Here is a 16927-nt window from a genome sequence, read left to right on the forward strand (position 1 = left end):
CTGCCACGACAACAGCGCGCGGAGGGGGCTCCGGGGTCGCGCGCGCAAACGCGAATGCGCCCCTGGCATGGGCCAGTTCCCACTGCCTCGGCGACCGTCGTCATTCGGCCATTCTCGATGGCGCGGACAGGGCGTCATGGATCTTCGGCAGTCCGGGAGGCGCTCTTCGCCTCCCGGAACCGTCCGCCGCCCGCGGGGAATGGGGCGACGGAATCCCCCAGCCCACCGGTCCACAGCCGGGTGGGCCGACCCACGCAGAACTCATGGAAGCGCTCCCCCGCCGACCGGGCGAGAGCGCACGGCCGGGCGCACGGCCACACGCCCGGGGCACGCGCCCCGAGACGCTCCGCGAGCGCCGCGTGAGCGCCGTCCGGCGCCGCACCGGCCGACGCCGCTACGCCATCTGTCGGCCATCCGTCTGTTCCCACAACAATCCCGCCATACGGAACTCCGCCCCTTAACGGTAGGGATGCGGCGAACTACGCTGTGTTTACGAATGCCGCACGCCTATGCCCGGCGTCGTGGCGGCCGTCTGGGTGTCGAGGGGTGGCGTCATGTCCAGGGAGCAACGCGGGCCGAACGAAAAGCTCGGCACGGTTCTCGCCCTCGCGGGAATCAGCAACGCCGGCCTCGCCCGGCGCGTCAACGACCTCGGCGCGCAGCGGGGTCTGACGCTTCGCTACGACAAGACGTCGGTGGCCCGTTGGGTGTCGAAGGGCATGGTGCCGCAGGGGGCGGCGCCGCATCTGATCGCCGCCGCGATCGGCCAGAAGCTCGGCCGCCCGGTCCCGCTGCACGAGATCGGGCTCGCGGACGCCGACCCCGCGCCCGAGGTGGGGCTCGCCTTCCCGCGCGACGTGGGCGAGGCGGTCCGTTCGGCCACCGAGCTGTACCGACTGGATCTCGCCGGCCGCCGGGCCGGCGGCGGCGGAATCTGGCAGTCCCTGGCCGGATCGTTCGCGGTGAGCGCCTACGCGACGCCCGCCTCCCGCTGGCTGATAACGCCCGCCGACTCCTCCGTGGAGCGGGTGCTCGGGCCCGTCGAAGGACCGGCCGCCGAGGGGCCCGAGACCGGCCCCCACGCGCGCGTGGGCCACAGCGACGTCGCCAAGCTCCGTGAGGCGGCCGAGGACGCGCGCCGCTGGGACTCCAAGTACGGCGGCGGGGACTGGCGTTCGTCGATGGTCCCCGAGTGCTTACGCGTCGACGCCGCCCCGCTGCTGCTCGGCTCGTACTCGGACGAGGTCGGCCGGGCCCTGTTCGGCGCGACCGCCGAGCTGACCCGGCTGGCCGGCTGGATGGCCTTCGACACCGGCCAGCAGGAGGCCGCCCAGCGCTACTACATCCAGGCGCTGCGCCTGGCCCGCGCCGCCGCGGACGTGCCCCTGGGCGGCTACGTCCTCGCCTCCATGTCGCTCCAGGCCACCTACCGGGGCTTCGCCGACGAGGGGGTGGACCTCGCCCAGGCCGCCCTGGAGCGCAACCGCGGGCTCGCCACCGCCCGCACCATGTCCTTCTTCCGGCTCGTCGAGGCCCGGGCGCACGCGAAGGCCAACGACGGAACGGCCGCCGCTGCCGCGCTGAAGGCGGCCGAGGGCTGGCTGGAGCGCTCGCGGGAGGGCGACGCCGACCCGTCGTGGCTGGGCTTCTACTCGTACGACCGGTTCTGCGCGGACGCCGCCGAGTGCTACCGGGACCTGAAGGCGCCGCGCCAGGTCCGCCGCTTCACCGAGCAGGCGCTGTCCCGGCCGACGGAGGAGTTCGTCCGCTCGCACGGGCTGCGGCTCGTGGTCTCGGCGGTCGCGGAGCTGGAATCGGGCAATCTGGACGCGGCCTGCGCGGCCGGCACGCGCGCGGTGGAGGTCGCGGGCCGGATCTCGTCCGCCCGCACCACCGAGTACGTACGGGATCTTCTGCACCGCCTCGAACCGTACGGGGACGAGCCGAGGGTCATGGAGCTGCGGGAGCGGGCCCGGCCCCTGCTGATGGCCCCGGCGTGAGGCGTGTCCCACGGGGTTTAGCCGCTTTGTCAGTGGGCCAGTGCACTATCGGGGTGGGAGGTGGTGCAGGTGTCCACGCACGACGTCGACTGCGACGTGCTCGTGATCGGCGGCGGGATCGTCGGTCTGTCGACGGCGTACGCCCTGACCCGCGCCGCGCCCGGCACCCGCGTCACGGTCCTGGAGAAGGAGCACGGCCCGGCCCGCCACCAGACCGGGCGGAACAGCGGAGTGATCCACAGCGGGATCTACTACCGGCCGGGCTCGCTGAAGGCGCGGTTCGCCGTCGCGGGCGCGGCCGAGATGGTCAAGTTCTGCGCGGAGTACGGCCTGCCCTACGAGGTCACCGGCAAGCTGATCGTCGCCACCGGGCGCGACGAGCTGCCCCGGCTCCACGCGCTCGTGCAGCGCGGCCGGGAGAACGGCATCCCCGTGCGGGAGCTGGGACCCGCACAGATCACCGCGTACGAACCGAGCGTGCGGGGCCTCGCCGCGATCCATGTCGGCACAACGGGGATCTGCGACTACGGGGCGGTGGCGTCCCAGCTCGCCGACGCCTCCGGCGCCCGGATCCTGTACGGCTCCGAGGTCACCGCCGTCGACCGGCGGCCCTGGGGCGTCGCGGTCCGCACGGCGGCCGGGACGGTGGTGCGCGGACGGGTCCTGGTGAACTGCGCCGGGTTGCACTGCGACCGGGTGGCGCTGCTCGCCGGCGATGAGCCGGGCATGCGGATCGTGCCCTTCCGGGGCGAGTACTACGAGCTGGCGGACCCCTCGCTGATCCGTGGCCTGGTCTATCCGGTGCCGGACCCTGCCTTCCCGTTCCTCGGGGTCCATCTGACCCGGGGCGTCGACGGCGGTGTGCATGTGGGGCCGAATGCGGTGCCTGCGCTGGCCCGCGAGGGATACGACTGGTCGGTCGTCCGGCCCGGCGAGCTGGCGGGGACGCTGGCGTGGCCCGGGTCGTGGCAGATCGCGCGCGACCACTGGCGGTACGGAGCGGGTGAGCTGCGCCGGTCGCTGTCGAAGCGGGCCTTCACGGAGGCGGTGCGCCGGCTGCTCCCGTCGGTGGAGGAAACGGATCTGCGCCGGGCCCCGGCGGGCGTGCGGGCGCAGGCGGTGCTGCGGGACGGGACGCTGGTGGACGACTTCCTGATCCGCGAGGCGCCGAGGACGGTCCACGTCCTGAACGCGCCGAGCCCGGCGGCGACGGCGTCCCTGCCGATCGGCCGCGAGGTGGCCCGCCGTGCCCTGGCTCTGCTGTAGCCCTCACCGGGACGGGAGGGGGCACCCCGGCCCCGGCACGTAGAATTGGGCGCATTGTGTCTGAGACCCGTGAAACCGCCGCCCGTACCGAGCCCGTCGTCTTCCAGCGGGGCAGTCAGAGGTTCGCCGCCGGGGAAGGGCCGCTGCCCGACCCCGCCGGGTCGCACCACGAGCGGCGGATCCGCAGCTTCCAGCCCCGCCGCAGCCGCGTCACCGCCGGTCAGGCCGAGGCGCTGCTCAAGCGCTGGCCCGACTGGGGTCTCGACATCGACGGCAAGCGGATCCTCGATCTGGACGACATGTTCGGCGGCCTTCCCGTCGTCCTGGAGATCGGCTTCGGCATGGGCGAGGCCACGGCGCAGATGGCAGCCGCCGACCCCGGCACCGGCATCCTCGCCGTGGACGTCCACACCCCCGGCCAGGGCAACCTCCTCGGTCTCGCCGACCGGGGCGGCATGGAGAACGTGCGAGTCGCCAACGGCGACGCGATCATCCTGCTCCGCGAGATGCTCGACGCCGACGCCCTCGACGGCTGCCGCGTCTACTTCCCGGACCCCTGGCCCAAGAAGCGCCACCACAAGCGGCGGCTGATCCAGCCCGAGTTCCTCACGCTGCTCGCGACGCGGATGAAGCCCGGCGCCGTCCTGCACTGCGCCACGGACTGGGAGGAGTACGCCGAGCAGATGCTCGAGGTGCTCTCCGCCCACCCCGACTTCGAGAACACCCAGCCCGACGGCGGCTACGCGCCCCGCCCGGCCTTCCGCCCCCTCACCCGCTTCGAGGGGCAGGGCCTGGACAAGGGCCATGTCGTGCACGACCTGCTTTTCCACAGGAAGTAGGGCCGCTTCTCCACAGGAAACGGCCGAAGACGGAGAACCCCGTCGCGGGTGTCAGTCCCGCTCGTTAGGGTCGCTCACGTGTCGAACCGCGTCCCCGTCCCCACCCGGGACACCGAAGAGCCGGACTTTGCGGCCGTCCCGGACCGCGCCCAGTGGCGCTACAGGCCTCGTCGCGCCTTCTGGCGCAGCAAGGTGGTCCGGGCCGTCGCCGTGATCACCGTGCTCGCGATCTGCGCGCTGGTGATCCTGGCGATCGTGCGGGAGCAGACCGGCACGGAGGGCTTCCTCGTCGGGCTCGCGCTGGCCGTCCTGCCCGTTCCGCTGCTGCTGGCCGCCTTCCGCTGGCTGGACCGGGTCGAACCGGGTCCCTGGCGCAATCTGATCTTCGCCTTCGTCTGGGGCGCCTTCGCCGCCACGCTCGTCGCGATCCTCGCCAACTCCTTCGCGGTCCGCTGGATCGCGACCGCCACCGCCGACCCCGCCTCCGCCGAGTCCCTCGGCGCCACGGTCGTCGCACCGGTCGTGGAGGAGAGCGCCAAGGCCGCGGCGATCCTGCTGATCTTCCTCTTCCGCAGACGGCACTTCACCGGACTCGTCGACGGCGTCGTGGTCGCCGGCTTCACCGCCACCGGCTTCGCCTTCACCGAGAACATCCTCTATCTCGGCAACGCCTTCGGCGAGGACCAGGACGTCGGTTCCGGCGGCCTCGGCGCCATGACCGCGGGCACGTTCTTCGTACGGGTCGTGATGTCGCCGTTCGCGCATCCGCTCTTCACCGTCTTCACCGGCCTCGGCTTCGCCTTCGCCGCCCTCGCCACCTCCCGCCGCAAGTTCCTGCGGCTGCGCCGGACGCTGCTGCCGCTGGCCGGACTGCTCCTCGCCATGGGCATGCACGCCCTGTGGAACGGCTCGGCGACGATGCTCGGGCCGCTGGGCTTCATCCTGGTCTACGGCATGTTCATGGTGCCCACCCTCGCCCTGCTCACCTGGCTCGCGATATGGAGCCGGCAGCGCGAGCTGCGCACGATATCCGGGCAGCTCCCGGCGTACGCGGCGGCCGGCTGGCTCTCGCCCGCGGAGCCGCTCGCGCTCTCCTCGATGCGGGCCCGCTCCGTGGCCCGTGACTTCGCCCGCCGTACGTACGGCAAGCCGGCCGCCGCCGCGGTCGGGGAGTACGAGGCGTTCGCGACGACCCTCGCGTTCCTGCGCCATCGCGCGCAGCGCGGCGCGGCGGGACCGGAGTTCACCGCGCGCGAGCAGGAGCTGCTCCACCACCTCTGGCAGCGCAAGGCGGTCGCATCGCCCGCCCTGACGTACGCGGCGCGGGCGACGGGCCGGGTGTGGGCGCCGCCGCAGTACCTCGACTACGGCGGCTACAACCCGTACCGCAGCTAGGCGCCCCTCTCTGCACGCTCCTAGGCCGCGGAGGCCTCCGTCAGGAGGGCCAGTTCGGCGTCGGTCAGTCGCAGGTCCGCGACCGCGACCAGGGCCGGGAGCTGCTCGACCGTACGGGCCGAGGCGATCGGCGCGGCGACGGTCGGCCGGGACGCGAGCCAGGCCAGGGCGACGGTGGCGACCTCCGCGCCGTGCGCCTCGGCCACGGTGTCGAGCGCGGCCAGGATCCGCCGGCCCCGCTCGGTCCCGGCGTGCGCGGCGGCGCCCTCGGCGCGGACGCTGTCGACGGTCTTCCCCGGGCGGTACTTGCCCGTGAGGAAGCCGGACGCCAGCGCGAAGTACGGGACGGCCGCGAGCCCGGCCCGCTCGGTGGTGGCCATCAGCTCGCCCTCGTACGTGTCGCGTGAGAGCAGGTTGTAGTGCGGCTGCAGGGCGACGTAGCGGGCGAGCCCCTCGGTCTCGGCGAAGTCGAGGGAGGCCTGGAGCCGCTCGGGCGCGATGTTGGAGGCGGCGACGGCCCGCACCTTGCCGTCCTTCACCAGCTGGTCCAGCGCGGTGACGATCTCCTCGACCGGGACGGAGGTGTCGTCGAAGTGCGTGTAGTACAGGTCGATGTAGTCCGTGCCGAGCCGGCGCAGCGACTCCTCCGCCGCGGCCTTGATGGTGGTCGCGGAGAGGCCCTTGTACCGGGGGTGGGCGCCGCCCTTGGTGGCGAGGACGATGTCGGAGCGGTTGCCGCGGGTGGCCAGCCACTTGCCGATGAGCGTCTCGGACTCGCCGCCCTGGTTGCCCTCGGCCCAGTGGGAGTACATGTCGGCGGTGTCGATGAAGTTGCCGCCCGCGGCGGTGTAGGCGTCGAGGACGGCGAGGGACTGCGCCTGGTCGGCCGACCAGCCGAAGACGTTGCCGCCCAGCGCCAGGGGGAAGACGTGCAGGTCGGAGCTGCCCAGCGGGCGAAGAGAGGTCATGCGAAGCTCGAACACCCACGGCTGTACGGGTATTCCGGAAGCCCTGGCGTCGGGGGGACGCCGCCAGGACTGCCGAAGCCGTGGGAAGGAGCGCGGGGAGCCGGCGCGACGCGCGCGGGGAGCCGGCGCGTGTTCGCGCGCGGGGTCAGACGGAGATGCCCTTGCCCGCCAGCCAGGCCGCCGGGTCGACGCCCGCGCCGCCCGGGGTGTGGACCTCCAGGTGCAGGTGCGGCCCGGTCACGTTGCCGGTCGCGCCCACGCGGCCGATGGTGTCACCGGTGCCCACGGACTGGCCGACGCTCGCCGTCATCGAGGACAGGTGCGCGTACCAGACCTCCGTGCCGTCCTCCAGCTCCAGGACGATCCGGTAGCCGTACGAGCCGGACCAGCCCGCTGACGTGATCGTGCCGCCGTGCACCGCCTTGACCGGGGTGCCGGTGGGCGCCGCGAAGTCGAGGCCGGTGTGCTGGCCGGAGGACCACATGGAGCCGGACTGGCCGTACGTGGAGGTGAGGGTGTACGAGGACGTGGGCAGCGAGTAGCTCGCGGCGAGCTTCGCGAGGCGCTCCGCCTCGGCCTTCGCCGCGGCGGCCTCCTCGGCCTTCCGCTTCTCCTCGGCCGCCGCCTTCTCCGCCGCGTCCGCCTTCGCCGCCGCCTCGGCCGCGGCCTTCTCGGCCGCCGCCTTCTCCGCCGCGGCCTTCTTGTCGGCGTCGGCGGAGGCCTGCTGCTGCTCGGCCTGCTGCATGATGCGGGCGCGCAGCGCCTCGCCGGCGTCCGCCGTCGAGGCGGCCGGGGAGCCTTCGGCCCTGTCGGTGCTGTCGGCCGGGAGCGCCAGGGTGGCCGTGAGCGGCTGCGGGTTGTTGCTCCCGGAGCCCGTACCGTCCGTGCCGTCCTCGCCGGAGATCAGGTCGCCGACGCCGGGCAGCTCGGAGGCGTCCGGCAGGTTCAGATCGGGGAGGGATATCGAGACGGGCGGCTTGTCCTTGGCGGTCGCCATGCCGCCCGCGCCGACGGCCGCGATGACGCCGACACCGAGGACGGTGGAGGAGCGGGCGAACGCGGAGCGCTGCTTCACGACACGGTGACGGCCGCCCGAACGGGCCTGCTGGCGAAGGGAGTCCTCGGTGGGGTTCCACTCCCCCCACGTCGTCGCGTCGTCGTCCGTCCCGGCGGCGCCCGGGGCGCCGAACGCGTTGAACCCGTCAGAAAGACCCTCGGGAGCAGGGGTGTTGGACGCCACGGAGGCGTACTCCTTTCCTTCCTTCTCGCCTACCGGGTTAGCTGACGGGTTCGGAGCAGGAAGGTCTCCTACGGGCGGTGTCGCACGGGTGCGACGGTGCCCGATTCACCCCAAGTGGTGGTTCCCCGGTTCCCTTTCGAGATTCGGCGCGTGCGCGCGGTGCCGTCTCTTACGACGGCTGGGACGACCGCGCTGCGTTATCGAACGTTAATAGACACGAGGGCCGGATTCCAAGCTGTTCTGCTTGATCATTCCCGAGATTGAACTGGTACAGCCCGATTTGATCCCGCTTCAGTCCAGACCTTTACTGCCGCCCCGAAACTGACGGTTCGTCAATTGTTATCGCAGCGGTACCTCTCCACTACGGATGGTCACGGCACCACGGGCATCGTCCTGCGCCGCTCCGGCTGCCCGGCCGCAGGCCGGCTCACCGCGAGCAGTGCCATGTCGTCCGTGGAGCCTCCGCCCGTGTACCGGCGGACGTCGTCGACCAGCGCGTCGAGCAGTTCCTCGGGTCCCGGGAAGATCCGCCCGGCGAGCCGCTCGGCCGGATCGTAGAAGGCCCCCGAGGCGTCGCGCGCCTCGGAGAGCCCGTCGGTGTAGAGGAGCAGCGTGGCCCCCGGCGGGTACGGGACCTCGTCGGCCCGGTCCGGCCAGGCGGCAAGCTCGCCCATGCCGAGCGGCAGGGCGGGCTCGGTCGGTTCGAGGTGGGCGAGGCCTCCGTCCGCGTACAGCAGCAGCGGCTCGGGGTGGCCGCGGTTCACCACCCGTACGTGCCCGTCCCCGCGCGGGATCTCGGCCAGGACGGCGGTGGTGAACCCCTCGAAGGCGTCGAGGCTGGAGCGGCGCGTACCCTCCCGGGCCAGGGCCCGCTCCAGGCGCTGTGCGACGCCCTCGAGGGAGGCCTCCTGCTCGGCCGCCTCCCGGAAGGCGCCGATCACGATGGCGACCGCCTCCACCGCGTCGAGCCCCTTGCCCCGGACGTCACCGACCACGAGCCGTACCCCGTACGGCGTGTCCTGGACGGCGAACAGGTCGCCGCCGATGAACGCGTCCGCCTGCGCGGCCTCGTAGCGGGCGGCGACATGGAGCCCGCCGATCCGCTCGGCGGGCGTCGGCAGGACGGCCTTCTGCGCGGTCTCCGCGATCACCCGCGCCGAGGCGAGCCGCTCCCCGCTGCGCACTACGACCCGGTTGACCAGCAGGGCGAGGGCGGAGACCGTGATGACGGTCAACGTCTCCGTGAGGGACGGGACTTCGGTGGCGGTCCCGTTGTAGAGGTGCAGCCCGACGCCGGCGAGGATCGCGGCGATGCCCGTGAGCAGCGTCGTCAGCATCGAGAAGAACGGGGCGGCGAGGAGCGGCGCGGCCGAGAACATCGGAGCGGCCGTGTACGCGGGCGGGGTGGAGAGGTCGAAGACGACCCCGCCGAGGATCACCAGCGGGGGCAGGGCGCGGAGGAACCGGCGGGTCCGCTCGGCACGCGCCCGGGGGGTCCCGTTCCCGTTCCCGTTTCCCTGCCCGTTCCCCTTGCCGTTCCCGTTCCCCTTGCCGTTCCCGTGCCCCTTGCCGTTCCCGTGCCCCTTGCCGTTCCCGTGCCCCTTGCCGTTCCCGTTTCCCTTCCCGTTCCCGCTCCCCTGCCCCACCTGTGCTCTCCTGCCCGGTCCGTACACGGCGACGGACCGTACCGTGCCCACCCCAGGGTGCCGGGCGCCGCGCCGCGCGGCGACCTTCGCTCGGCCAAGTGGGTTACCTCGGCGGGGGCAGACGCCGGGGTCGGCCGCTCAAAGGTTGCGCTCCGCGTAGACGGTCATCGCGTCCCGTACGAGGAGAACGGTGCCCTCGCCGTGCTGGTCGTAGTTCCGGCCGAAGCGCGGGTCGTCGACGTACATCCGGCCGAGGCCGATCACGTACTCCTTCGTCGGCGTCGTGGTGGTCGACAGCCATGCGACGTGGCGCCGCGCGATCGCCTGGACCTCGTCGCTGTCGGCGGCGAGGCCGTCCCGTGCCGCCTGCCCGAAGTCACGGGCGATGCCGGCCTGCTCGTCCATGAACGCCTGCTTCTCCTCGGCGCCGAGCGAGCGCCACCAGCGGTCGCCCTTCTCGTACGCCTCGCGGCCCCAGCGCTCGGTGACCTCCTCCTCGTACTGCGTGTGATCGAACCCGTCGAACACTTCTTCCGCCATGAGTTCTTCTCCGTTCTCCGTCTTGTGGAGAGTGGTCCGCACCGCCTCGATCTGCCGCCCGATCCGCTCCCGCTCCCGTTCGAGGAGCAGCAGATGGGTGCGCAGAGCGGCGGGCGTGTCCCGCTGACCCTCCAGGACCTCGGCGATGGCGGGCAGGGAGAGCCCGAGCTCGCGCAGCAGCAGGATGCGCTGCAGCCGCACGAGCGCCGCCTGGTCGTAGTACCGGTAACCGTTGGCGCCGATCCGGCTCGGCTCCAGCAGTCCGCGCTCTCCGTAGTGCCGGAGAGTGCGGCTGGTGGTGCCGGCCTTCTTGGCGATCTCCTGGATCGACCACTCCATGAGGAAAACGCTAAATCTTGACGTTGCGTAAAGGTCAAGCCCGATCGTCCGGACCCCGGACACGACGAAGGCCCGGATCCAGTGACTGGATCCGGGCCTTCGTTGCTACTGAGTAGCGGGGACAGGATTTGAACCTGCGACCTCTGGGTTATGAGCCCAGCGAGCTACCGAGCTGCTCCACCCCGCGTCGGTGAATATGACCTTACGGCATGGTGAGCCGATCCCCTAATCCGTTTCCCGCAGCGGTCTCAGCAGCCGCAGTCCCCGGCGTCGACCGGGGCGGTGAGCGGGTCCGCCTCCTTCCTCCCGGGGCCCTCCCACGTCTCGTACGGGAAGCCCTCGCGGACCCAGTACTCGAAGCCCCCGAGCATCTCCTTCACCTGGTAGCCCAGCTGCGCCAGGGCGAGCGCGGCGCGCGTCGCGCCGTTGCAGCCGGGGCCCCAGCAGTACGTGACCACGGGCACGGCCTTGTCGAGCAGCTGCTCGGCCTGCTCGGCGATGAGCGCGGTCGGCAGGTGGACCGCGCCGGGGACATGGCCCTGGTCCCAGGACGCGGTGGAGCGGGAGTCCAGGACCACGAAGCCGGGGTCGCCGTCGGCGGCGAGGGCGCCCGCGACATCGGAGACGTCGGCGTGGAAGGCAAGGCTGGCGGAGAAGTACGCGGCCGCGGCCTGCGGAGAGGCGGGCGGGGTGCGAAGTACAGCGTTGACCTGCGCGGTTGTCGTCATGCATGAAAATCTACGGTCGAAGATCACGGCACTGAAGTGGCAATCCCCGGCAGTGAGGCCCATCGGCCGGGGATTTCCGGGCGTTCTGCGGGGGACAACAGGGGATCTCACACAGCGGACGGTTCGGGGGTGCGAACCCGTCACGTTTCGCCGGTGCCGTCCGTCATCTCGATGACGGTCACAACGAGGGAGACACCGATGGACGAGAAGGACCTCCTGGCCGAGCGCTTCCAGGCCGACCGCACGCATCTGAAGGCGGTCGCGTACCGGATGCTGGGGTCCCTGAGCGAGGCCGAGGACGCCGTCCAGGAAGCGTGGATCAAGCTCAGCCGCTCCGACATAAGCGACGTGCAGAACCTGAGCGGGTGGCTGACGACGGTCGTCGGACGGGTCTGCCTCGACATGCTCCGCTCGCGCGCCTCCCGCCGGGAGGACCCGCTGGAGTACTTCGTCCCCGATCCGCTGGTCCGGGGCGCGGAGGGCACCACCCGCGACCCCGAGGAGGAGGCGCTGCTCGCCGACTCGGTGGGGCTCGCCCTGCTCGTGGTCCTGGAGACGCTGGGTCCGGCCGAGCGGCTCGCCTTCGTCCTGCACGACATGTTCGCCGTCTCCTTCGACGAGATCGCCCCGATCGTGGACCGCACCCCGGCCGCGACCCGCCAGCTCGCGAGCCGTGCCCGCCGCCGCGTCCAGGGCGCCGCCCCGTCCCCGGCGCCCGACATCGCCCGGCAGCGCCAGGTCGTCGACGCGTTCATGGCCGCCTCGCACGGCGGCGACTTCGAGGGGCTGCTCGCGGTCCTCGACCCCGACGTGGTCCTGCGGGTGGACGGCGGCAAGGCGCTCGCGGCGGCCTCCGGGCTCGTCCGTGGCGCCGAGGCGGTCGTCAGGCAGGCGCTCCTGTACGCCCGCTTCCGGCGCGAGTACCGGAAGGTGCTGGTCAACGGCGCCCCGGGCATCGTCTCGTACGTGGACGGCCAGATGTTCGGGCTCATGGCCTTCACGGTCGTGGACGAGCGCATCGTGCAGATCCAGATCATCGCGGACCCGGAGCGGATGGCGGAGCTGGGCGTGCCGGACCTGGAGGTCTGAGAGCCGGTGCCGTACGGGCCGATGCGGCACCGGCCCGTACGGGCACCTACGGCCCGTACCGGCATCCGCGCCACGCGGTCCGCGAGGCGGGCGGCGCGCCACCACGGCAAGGGAGCGGCGGAACCGCGAACTCCCGGCTCTGGCGCGTCACCCGTTCCGGTCTGCTCCGGCCGCCCGGAGCGCCCTACGCTGAGCGCATGATCGCTGAGCTCATGCCGGAAGGAGTCGCCGTCGCCGAGTCCTTCGGTGACCCCCCGGACGCCCGGCTGTTCCCGGGGGAGGAAGCGGCGGTCCGCAACGCCGTCGACGAACGCCGACGCGAGTACACCACCGTGCGGCACCTGGCCCGGCGCGCCATGGTGGATCTGGGGCTGCCGGCCGTCGCCGTGCTCTCCGGTGACCTGCACGAACCACTGTGGCCCTCGGGGGTGGTGGGCAGCATGACCCATTGCCTGGGATACCGGGCCGCCGCGCTGAGCCTCGACGATCGCCACGCCTCGATCGGCATCGACGCCGAGCGGCACGCCCCGCTTCCGCGGGGCGTGCTCACCAAGATCGCCTTTCCCGCCGAGGTACCGCGCCTCGCGGAACTCAGGGACGGGCACCCCGAAGTGCACTGGGAGACGCTGCTCTTCAGCGCGAAGGAGGCCGTCTACAAGGCGTGGTACCCCCTGGCGCGCGGCCCGCTCGGGTTCCAGGAGACGGAGCTGGACTTCGATCCCGGATCCGACGTGTTCACCGCCGTGCTGCGCCGGACGGGCCCGGTGGTGGCCGGGCGTCCGCTCACCCGCATGACCGGGCGCTGGTTCGTCCACGACGGCCTGATCTTCTCGGCCGTCACCATCGGCCGGGACGCCCCCTAGGGGTGCCATCGGCCGGGCCGCCCTCCGACGGCCCGCTCGGGCGCCCCCTCCAGGAGCCCGCTCAGGCGCGGTTCGGGACCCGGCCCAGCGTGCGGATGGGGTGGGTCGCCAGGAGGCCGACGGCGGTGAGGAGGGCGACCACGACACCCACCAGGAGCACCTTGTCCGTTCCGAACGCGGCGACCGCAGGACCTGCCAGCGCGCTGCCGATGGGGAACATGCCGACGGAGCCCGCGACCTCGTAGGCGTGGACGCGGTTGAGCACCTCGCCCGGCACCTGGGTCTGCACGCTGGTGGCCCACATGACGCCCCAGAACGTGATGCCGACGCCGACCACGACCTGGGCGACGGCGAGCAGCCAGACCGGCCAGTCGAGGACGATGCCGAGCGGGTAGAGCGGGAAGGCCAGCAGCGCCACGGCCCCTGCGGCGAGCGGCCGTTCGGGCTTGTAGCGGAGGGCCAGCAGACCACCGGCCACCGTGCCCGCGCCGAAGGCGCAGTTGAGCAGACCGAAGGCGGTGGCGCCATGCGCGGGCACGATCACGCCGGCGGCGAGCGTCAGCTGCGGGCCCCAGGACAGCATGGCGAAGAACATCCAGATCACGATCACGCCCCAGAGCCAGCTGCGGGAGCGGAACTCGTGCCAGCCGACCACCAGGTTGCGCCCCAGGCTCTCGCCGGCCGGCGGGGCGGGCACCACCCCGAGCCGGAGAGCCAGCAGGCAGACCGCGCTGGTCCCGTACGCGACGGCGGAGATCACCATCACCCAGCCGGTGGCGCCGAGGCCGACGAGCACACCGGCCAGCGCCGGGCCGCCCAGCGCGGTGAACGCCTCGGATATGCGCAGCACCCCGTTGGCGCCCTGCACGTCCCGGGCCACCAGCGGAACGGTCGAGGAGGCGCCCGGCTGGAACATCGCGTTGGCGGTACCGACCACCATCAGCACCCCGTACAGATGCCAGAGGTGGCCGATGCCCTGGATGAAGAGGAAGGCGAGCAGGACATGGGCGGTGAGGTTGGCCAGGTCGGCCACGATCATCATCCGGCGGGCGGTGAACCGGTCGGCGAGCACCCCGCCGAACAGCACGAGCCCGGCGAACGGGCCCACCAGGAAGGCCATCGCGTACCCGGCGGTGCTCAGGCCGTACCCGGCGCTGAGCAGCCCGGCCGAGACCGCGACGGGCAGCATGGCCCAGCCGAGCAGGCCCGCGCTGCGGGCGGTGAAGTAGTACTGGAAGTTACGGGTCCAGATCGCCGGTTCCCCGGCCGCCGACGGCGCCTCGGCGGGCCGGTCCTTGATCTGCGAGGCAGGCCCCGCCGCAGAGGGGTCTGCCGAGTGGTCGTTCATGTCTCTTCACTACTCCAGCGTGAGGGTGAGCCTGATGGTCGAGCGGGGGTCGGGCGGGCGGGGCACAGAGGTGCGGCGGGGCGGGGCACTGAGGGCCGACCGGGTGATGAACGGGGTGAAGGGCGGCCGTCAGCGGCAGGGGCGGTGACGGGCGGCGGTCAGCGGCGGGGGCGGTGAAGGGCGGCGGTCAGCGGCTCGTCCCGGCCTGGACGGCCGCCGCGCGCAGCTCTCCCACCGTGACCAGCTCCAGGTCGCGCGCGAGCAGGCCCTCGATGATCGAGGGGAGGGCCCGCACGGTCTGGCCGCGATCGCCCGCGCCCTCGTGCATCAGCACCACCGAGCCGGGCCCGGCGGCCCCCAGGACGGTCTCGGCGATCCGCTCCGGGCCCGGCCTGGACCAGTCGCGCGAATCCACGTCCCACATCGTCATGGTGGTCGGATGGTCCGCCAGGGCGGCCAGCACCTCCGGGGTCAGCGCGCCGTACGGCGGCCGGAACAGCGTCGGCGCCTCGCCGGTCAGCCGCGCCACCGCTTCCGTCGTCCGGTCGATCTGCTCCCGCAGCTGATCCGGTGTCAGGTCGGGCAGGAAGGGGTGCGACCAGGAGTGGTTGCCGAGCTCATGGCCGGCCGCGGCGATCCGGCGCACCTCGTCGGGCAGCGCCGCGACATGGTGACCGACGCAGAAGAACGTGGCCCGCACGCCGTAGCGGTCCAGGATCTCCAGGATCCGGCGGGTGTGCACCGGATCCGGGCCGTCGTCGAAGGTGAGCGCGACCTGGGGCGTGTCCCTTCGGCCGTGCTCGATGCAGCGTCCCGCCGCCGTCAGGGCGGCCTGGATCGGCTCGCTGCGCCGTACGCCGTCGAAGTACTCGTCGGCGCGGCCGGTCAGGCTGCCTCCTTCGGCGGTCACCCGGGCCAGCGAGCCGGGCTCGCTCCTCGCCTGCTCCGCGAGCCGGGCGGCCGGGACCGAACCGAACTCCGGCCGGTCCGGCAGCAGCCAGGGGTCGGCCCGGTAGACCTCCAGACCGGCCGCCGTCATCGGCCCGTCGAGCAGACCGTTGGTGCTGTCGAACACCGCGGCCAGCGGCTGTTCCTCGCCCAGCTCCCGGAGCCAGGCGACGAGTGCCGCCACCTGCGCGGCGCCCCAGCTGCGAGGCTCCGTCACCCGGTGCCCGGCGGTGTCCAGGACCTCGACCTGGTAGCCCGCGCCGGTCCAGGCGATTCCCGCGTATCGCTTGCTCATTCGTCCCCCTGGGCGGCCGCCTCGGCGATCACCGATTCCTCGACCCCGCGCAGGAAGCGCTCCATGCCCTCACGGGAGAGGACCGCCGGATCCGCGGTCATGCAGAGTTCCAGGGCCCCCGGGGCGGACAGCACGTCCACCGCCACCGACACGTTCACCCGCGGCAGGAACTCCGTCGGCCAGCTGAACACGGTCCGGCCGGCGAGCTCGCTCAGCGGGGCTTCCGGCCGCCCGACCGTGTCGAACGGCCCGTCGCCCGGGTCCCGGGTGTCGTTCCACCAGCACGAGTGGTCGCCCGCCTCACCCCGCTCGACCAGGCCCGCGACCTCCCGGTCCAGCGCCCACTTGTCGTACCCCGCGTGCCGGAACGCGCTGAACGAGACGGACCGTGTCCGCCGTACCGCGTCCTCGAAGTCCTTGTCCGCGTCCGTGAGGAGGAAGACCGCCTCCTGCGCCATCGTGCTCACCGACTCGGCGGCGGCCGGCTGGAAGCGGTTGCTCACCACCACCTGGAAGAGCACGTCGCTGCTCCCGGACATCCGGGCCAGCTGGTGGGAGGCCGCGCCGAGCAGCACCGCGGCATCGCTCACCCCCAGCTTCTCCGCCACCCGCTCGACGGCGACCGCCAGCGCGGGCGAGTGCAGCAGGGCGTTGGGGAACATCCGGCCCGGATCGGTGACCGCCCGTTCCGGATCCGCGGGGTTCAGGAAGATCCGGCGGGGGCCGGCGGTGAGCCGCTCGCACCAGTAGCGCCGGGCCCCCTCGTCCCGGCGACGGCCGAGCGGCGACGCCTGGACCTCCGCGGCCTCCAGCGGCTGGAGAGCGGGGCGGGCCAGGAGCAGGGCCTCGGCCGACTCCCCTGCCTCGATCAGCTCCAGGTCGCGGAGCATCCGGCCCTCGCCCCACAGGTCCATCGCGGTGTGCGAGGCCGCGAGCACCAGCCGGTGGACCAGGCCCTCGCACTCCACGAGGCCGACCCGGAACGGCCACTCCCGCGCGTGGTCGAAGGAGCGCCCGGCCAGCTCCTCCATCAGGGCCTCACCGACCGCCGGAGCCTGCGCCTCGGAGCACTCGCGGACCTCCACCGGAAGCTCGCCGGACCCGTCCACGACCTGCTCCAGGCCGTCCTCGCCGACCGGCAGGAGCCTGGTGTGCAGGCTGTCGTGCATCCGGAGCAGCTCCGTCAGGTCCGCGAGTACGCGGCCGGCGGGGCGGGGCGGGGTGAGCGGGAGGTCGAGCCGCAGGTTGTACCGGGGGGCGTCGTCGCCGAGCCGGGTGACGACACCCCAGATCGCCCGCTGCCCCCAGGTGGCCGGGCCGGTCCCGGCGCGCGCGGACTCCAGTCTGAGGGTCCGCTCCTCGACCGTGGTCATCGTGTTCCACACCTTTCCTTCGGTGGTTGCCCCGTACGAGGCCGCTGAAA

14 protein-coding genes, 1 tRNA gene and 1 riboswitch are annotated in these 16927 nt (G+C 72.7%); of the genes, 6 read left to right on the forward strand and 9 right to left on the reverse strand.

From position 1 onward, the window contains the following. Positions 1 to 554: 554 nt before the first annotated feature. The 4 genes from ACFY8U_RS14290 (at position 555) to ACFY8U_RS14305 (ending at position 5500) form a co-directional block, all read left to right on the forward strand. A complete protein-coding gene (locus ACFY8U_RS14290; RefSeq protein ID WP_361759184.1) occupies positions 555 to 2000 on the forward strand; it encodes an MFS transporter in 1446 nt (481 codons plus the stop codon). A gap of 69 nt (positions 2001 to 2069) precedes the next feature. Beyond that, positions 2070 to 3266 (forward strand): L-2-hydroxyglutarate oxidase, encoded by a 1197-nt coding sequence (gene lhgO / locus ACFY8U_RS14295; protein ID WP_389569764.1) that lies wholly within the window; start codon positions 2070 to 2072, stop codon positions 3264 to 3266. 56 nt (positions 3267 to 3322) lie between these two features. Continuing rightward, the gene (trmB, locus tag ACFY8U_RS14300) at positions 3323 to 4105 is read left to right on the forward strand and encodes a tRNA (guanosine(46)-N7)-methyltransferase TrmB (protein WP_389569767.1); all 783 of its coding nucleotides are present in this window, start codon (positions 3323 to 3325) and stop codon (positions 4103 to 4105) included. A 78-nt stretch (positions 4106 to 4183) separates the two neighbouring features. Beyond that, positions 4184 to 5500 (forward strand): PrsW family intramembrane metalloprotease, encoded by a 1317-nt coding sequence (locus tag ACFY8U_RS14305; protein WP_361606781.1) that lies wholly within the window; start codon positions 4184 to 4186, stop codon positions 5498 to 5500. A 20-nt stretch (positions 5501 to 5520) separates the two neighbouring features. Here the strand turns inward: ACFY8U_RS14305 and ACFY8U_RS14310 are convergent, their stop codons facing one another. The 6 genes from ACFY8U_RS14310 to ACFY8U_RS14335 all read right to left on the reverse strand — a co-directional run bounded on the left by ACFY8U_RS14310 (position 5521) and on the right by ACFY8U_RS14335 (position 10961). Further along, positions 5521 to 6468 (reverse strand): aldo/keto reductase, encoded by a 948-nt coding sequence (locus ACFY8U_RS14310; protein ID WP_361606778.1) that lies wholly within the window; start codon positions 6466 to 6468, stop codon positions 5521 to 5523. A 145-nt stretch (positions 6469 to 6613) separates the two neighbouring features. Next, a complete protein-coding gene (locus ACFY8U_RS14315; protein ID WP_389569769.1) occupies positions 6614 to 7708 on the reverse strand; it encodes a M23 family metallopeptidase in 1095 nt (364 codons plus the stop codon). 11 nt (positions 7709 to 7719) lie between these two features. Beyond that, a riboswitch (cyclic di-AMP (ydaO/yuaA leader) is annotated at positions 7720 to 7867 on the reverse strand. Positions 7868 to 8079: 212 nt separating this feature from the next. After that, the gene (locus tag ACFY8U_RS14320) at positions 8080 to 9354 is read right to left on the reverse strand and encodes a PP2C family protein-serine/threonine phosphatase (RefSeq protein WP_389569771.1); all 1275 of its coding nucleotides are present in this window, start codon (positions 9352 to 9354) and stop codon (positions 8080 to 8082) included. Between the two features lie 138 nt (positions 9355 to 9492). Continuing rightward, positions 9493 to 10233, reverse strand: a complete 741-nt coding sequence (locus tag ACFY8U_RS14325; RefSeq protein ID WP_389569774.1) for a MerR family transcriptional regulator — start codon at positions 10231 to 10233, stop codon at positions 9493 to 9495. Between the two features lie 113 nt (positions 10234 to 10346). After that, positions 10347 to 10420 (reverse strand) — tRNA-Met (locus ACFY8U_RS14330). A gap of 61 nt (positions 10421 to 10481) precedes the next feature. Next, entirely contained in the window at positions 10482 to 10961 is a 480-nt protein-coding gene (locus tag ACFY8U_RS14335; protein ID WP_389569776.1) for a rhodanese-like domain-containing protein, read from the reverse strand. A 198-nt stretch (positions 10962 to 11159) separates the two neighbouring features. Between ACFY8U_RS14335 and sigJ the strand changes: the two genes are divergently transcribed. Both sigJ and ACFY8U_RS14345 read left to right on the forward strand, forming a co-directional pair. Beyond that, positions 11160 to 12050 (forward strand): RNA polymerase sigma factor SigJ, encoded by an 891-nt coding sequence (sigJ, locus tag ACFY8U_RS14340; RefSeq protein ID WP_389569778.1) that lies wholly within the window; start codon positions 11160 to 11162, stop codon positions 12048 to 12050. Between the two features lie 197 nt (positions 12051 to 12247). After that, entirely contained in the window at positions 12248 to 12913 is a 666-nt protein-coding gene (locus tag ACFY8U_RS14345; RefSeq protein ID WP_389569781.1) for a 4'-phosphopantetheinyl transferase, read from the forward strand. 61 nt (positions 12914 to 12974) lie between these two features. On the opposite strand, the gene ACFY8U_RS14350 is transcribed toward ACFY8U_RS14345, so the two are convergent. The 3 genes from ACFY8U_RS14350 to ACFY8U_RS14360 all read right to left on the reverse strand — a co-directional run bounded on the left by ACFY8U_RS14350 (position 12975) and on the right by ACFY8U_RS14360 (position 16877). Next, on the reverse strand, positions 12975 to 14261 hold the full coding sequence (locus ACFY8U_RS14350; RefSeq protein ID WP_389569784.1) for an MFS transporter: 1287 nt from the start codon (positions 14259 to 14261) through the stop codon (positions 12975 to 12977). Between the two features lie 187 nt (positions 14262 to 14448). Then, complete coding sequence (locus tag ACFY8U_RS14355) at positions 14449 to 15504, reverse strand: polysaccharide deacetylase family protein (RefSeq protein WP_389569786.1); 1056 nt, start codon at positions 15502 to 15504, stop codon at positions 14449 to 14451. Continuing rightward, complete coding sequence (locus ACFY8U_RS14360; protein WP_389569789.1) at positions 15501 to 16877, reverse strand: condensation domain-containing protein; 1377 nt, start codon at positions 16875 to 16877, stop codon at positions 15501 to 15503. Before ACFY8U_RS14360 ends, ACFY8U_RS14355 begins: the two co-directional genes overlap by 4 nt. Positions 16878 to 16927: the final 50 nt, after the last annotated feature.

Source organism: Streptomyces sp. NPDC012508 (assembly GCF_042902595.1).
Taxonomy (GTDB): domain Bacteria; phylum Actinomycetota; class Actinomycetes; order Streptomycetales; family Streptomycetaceae; genus Streptomyces.

Coding starts and splice junctions, on each gene's coding strand:
- ACFY8U_RS14310 (WP_361606778.1), bottom strand. CDS start 6,468: ATGACCTCTCTTCGCCCGCTGGGCAGCTCCGACCTGCACGTCTTCCCC.
- ACFY8U_RS14290 (WP_361759184.1), top strand. CDS start 555: ATGTCCAGGGAGCAACGCGGGCCGAACGAAAAGCTCGGCACGGTTCTC.
- sigJ (WP_389569778.1), top strand. CDS start 11,160: ATGGACGAGAAGGACCTCCTGGCCGAGCGCTTCCAGGCCGACCGCACG.
- ACFY8U_RS14335 (WP_389569776.1), bottom strand. CDS start 10,961: ATGACGACAACCGCGCAGGTCAACGCTGTACTTCGCACCCCGCCCGCC.
- ACFY8U_RS14350 (WP_389569784.1), bottom strand. CDS start 14,261: ATGAACGACCACTCGGCAGACCCCTCTGCGGCGGGGCCTGCCTCGCAG.
- ACFY8U_RS14325 (WP_389569774.1), bottom strand. CDS start 10,233: ATGGAGTGGTCGATCCAGGAGATCGCCAAGAAGGCCGGCACCACCAGC.
- ACFY8U_RS14360 (WP_389569789.1), bottom strand. CDS start 16,877: ATGACCACGGTCGAGGAGCGGACCCTCAGACTGGAGTCCGCGCGCGCC.
- ACFY8U_RS14345 (WP_389569781.1), top strand. CDS start 12,248: ATGATCGCTGAGCTCATGCCGGAAGGAGTCGCCGTCGCCGAGTCCTTC.
- ACFY8U_RS14355 (WP_389569786.1), bottom strand. CDS start 15,504: ATGAGCAAGCGATACGCGGGAATCGCCTGGACCGGCGCGGGCTACCAG.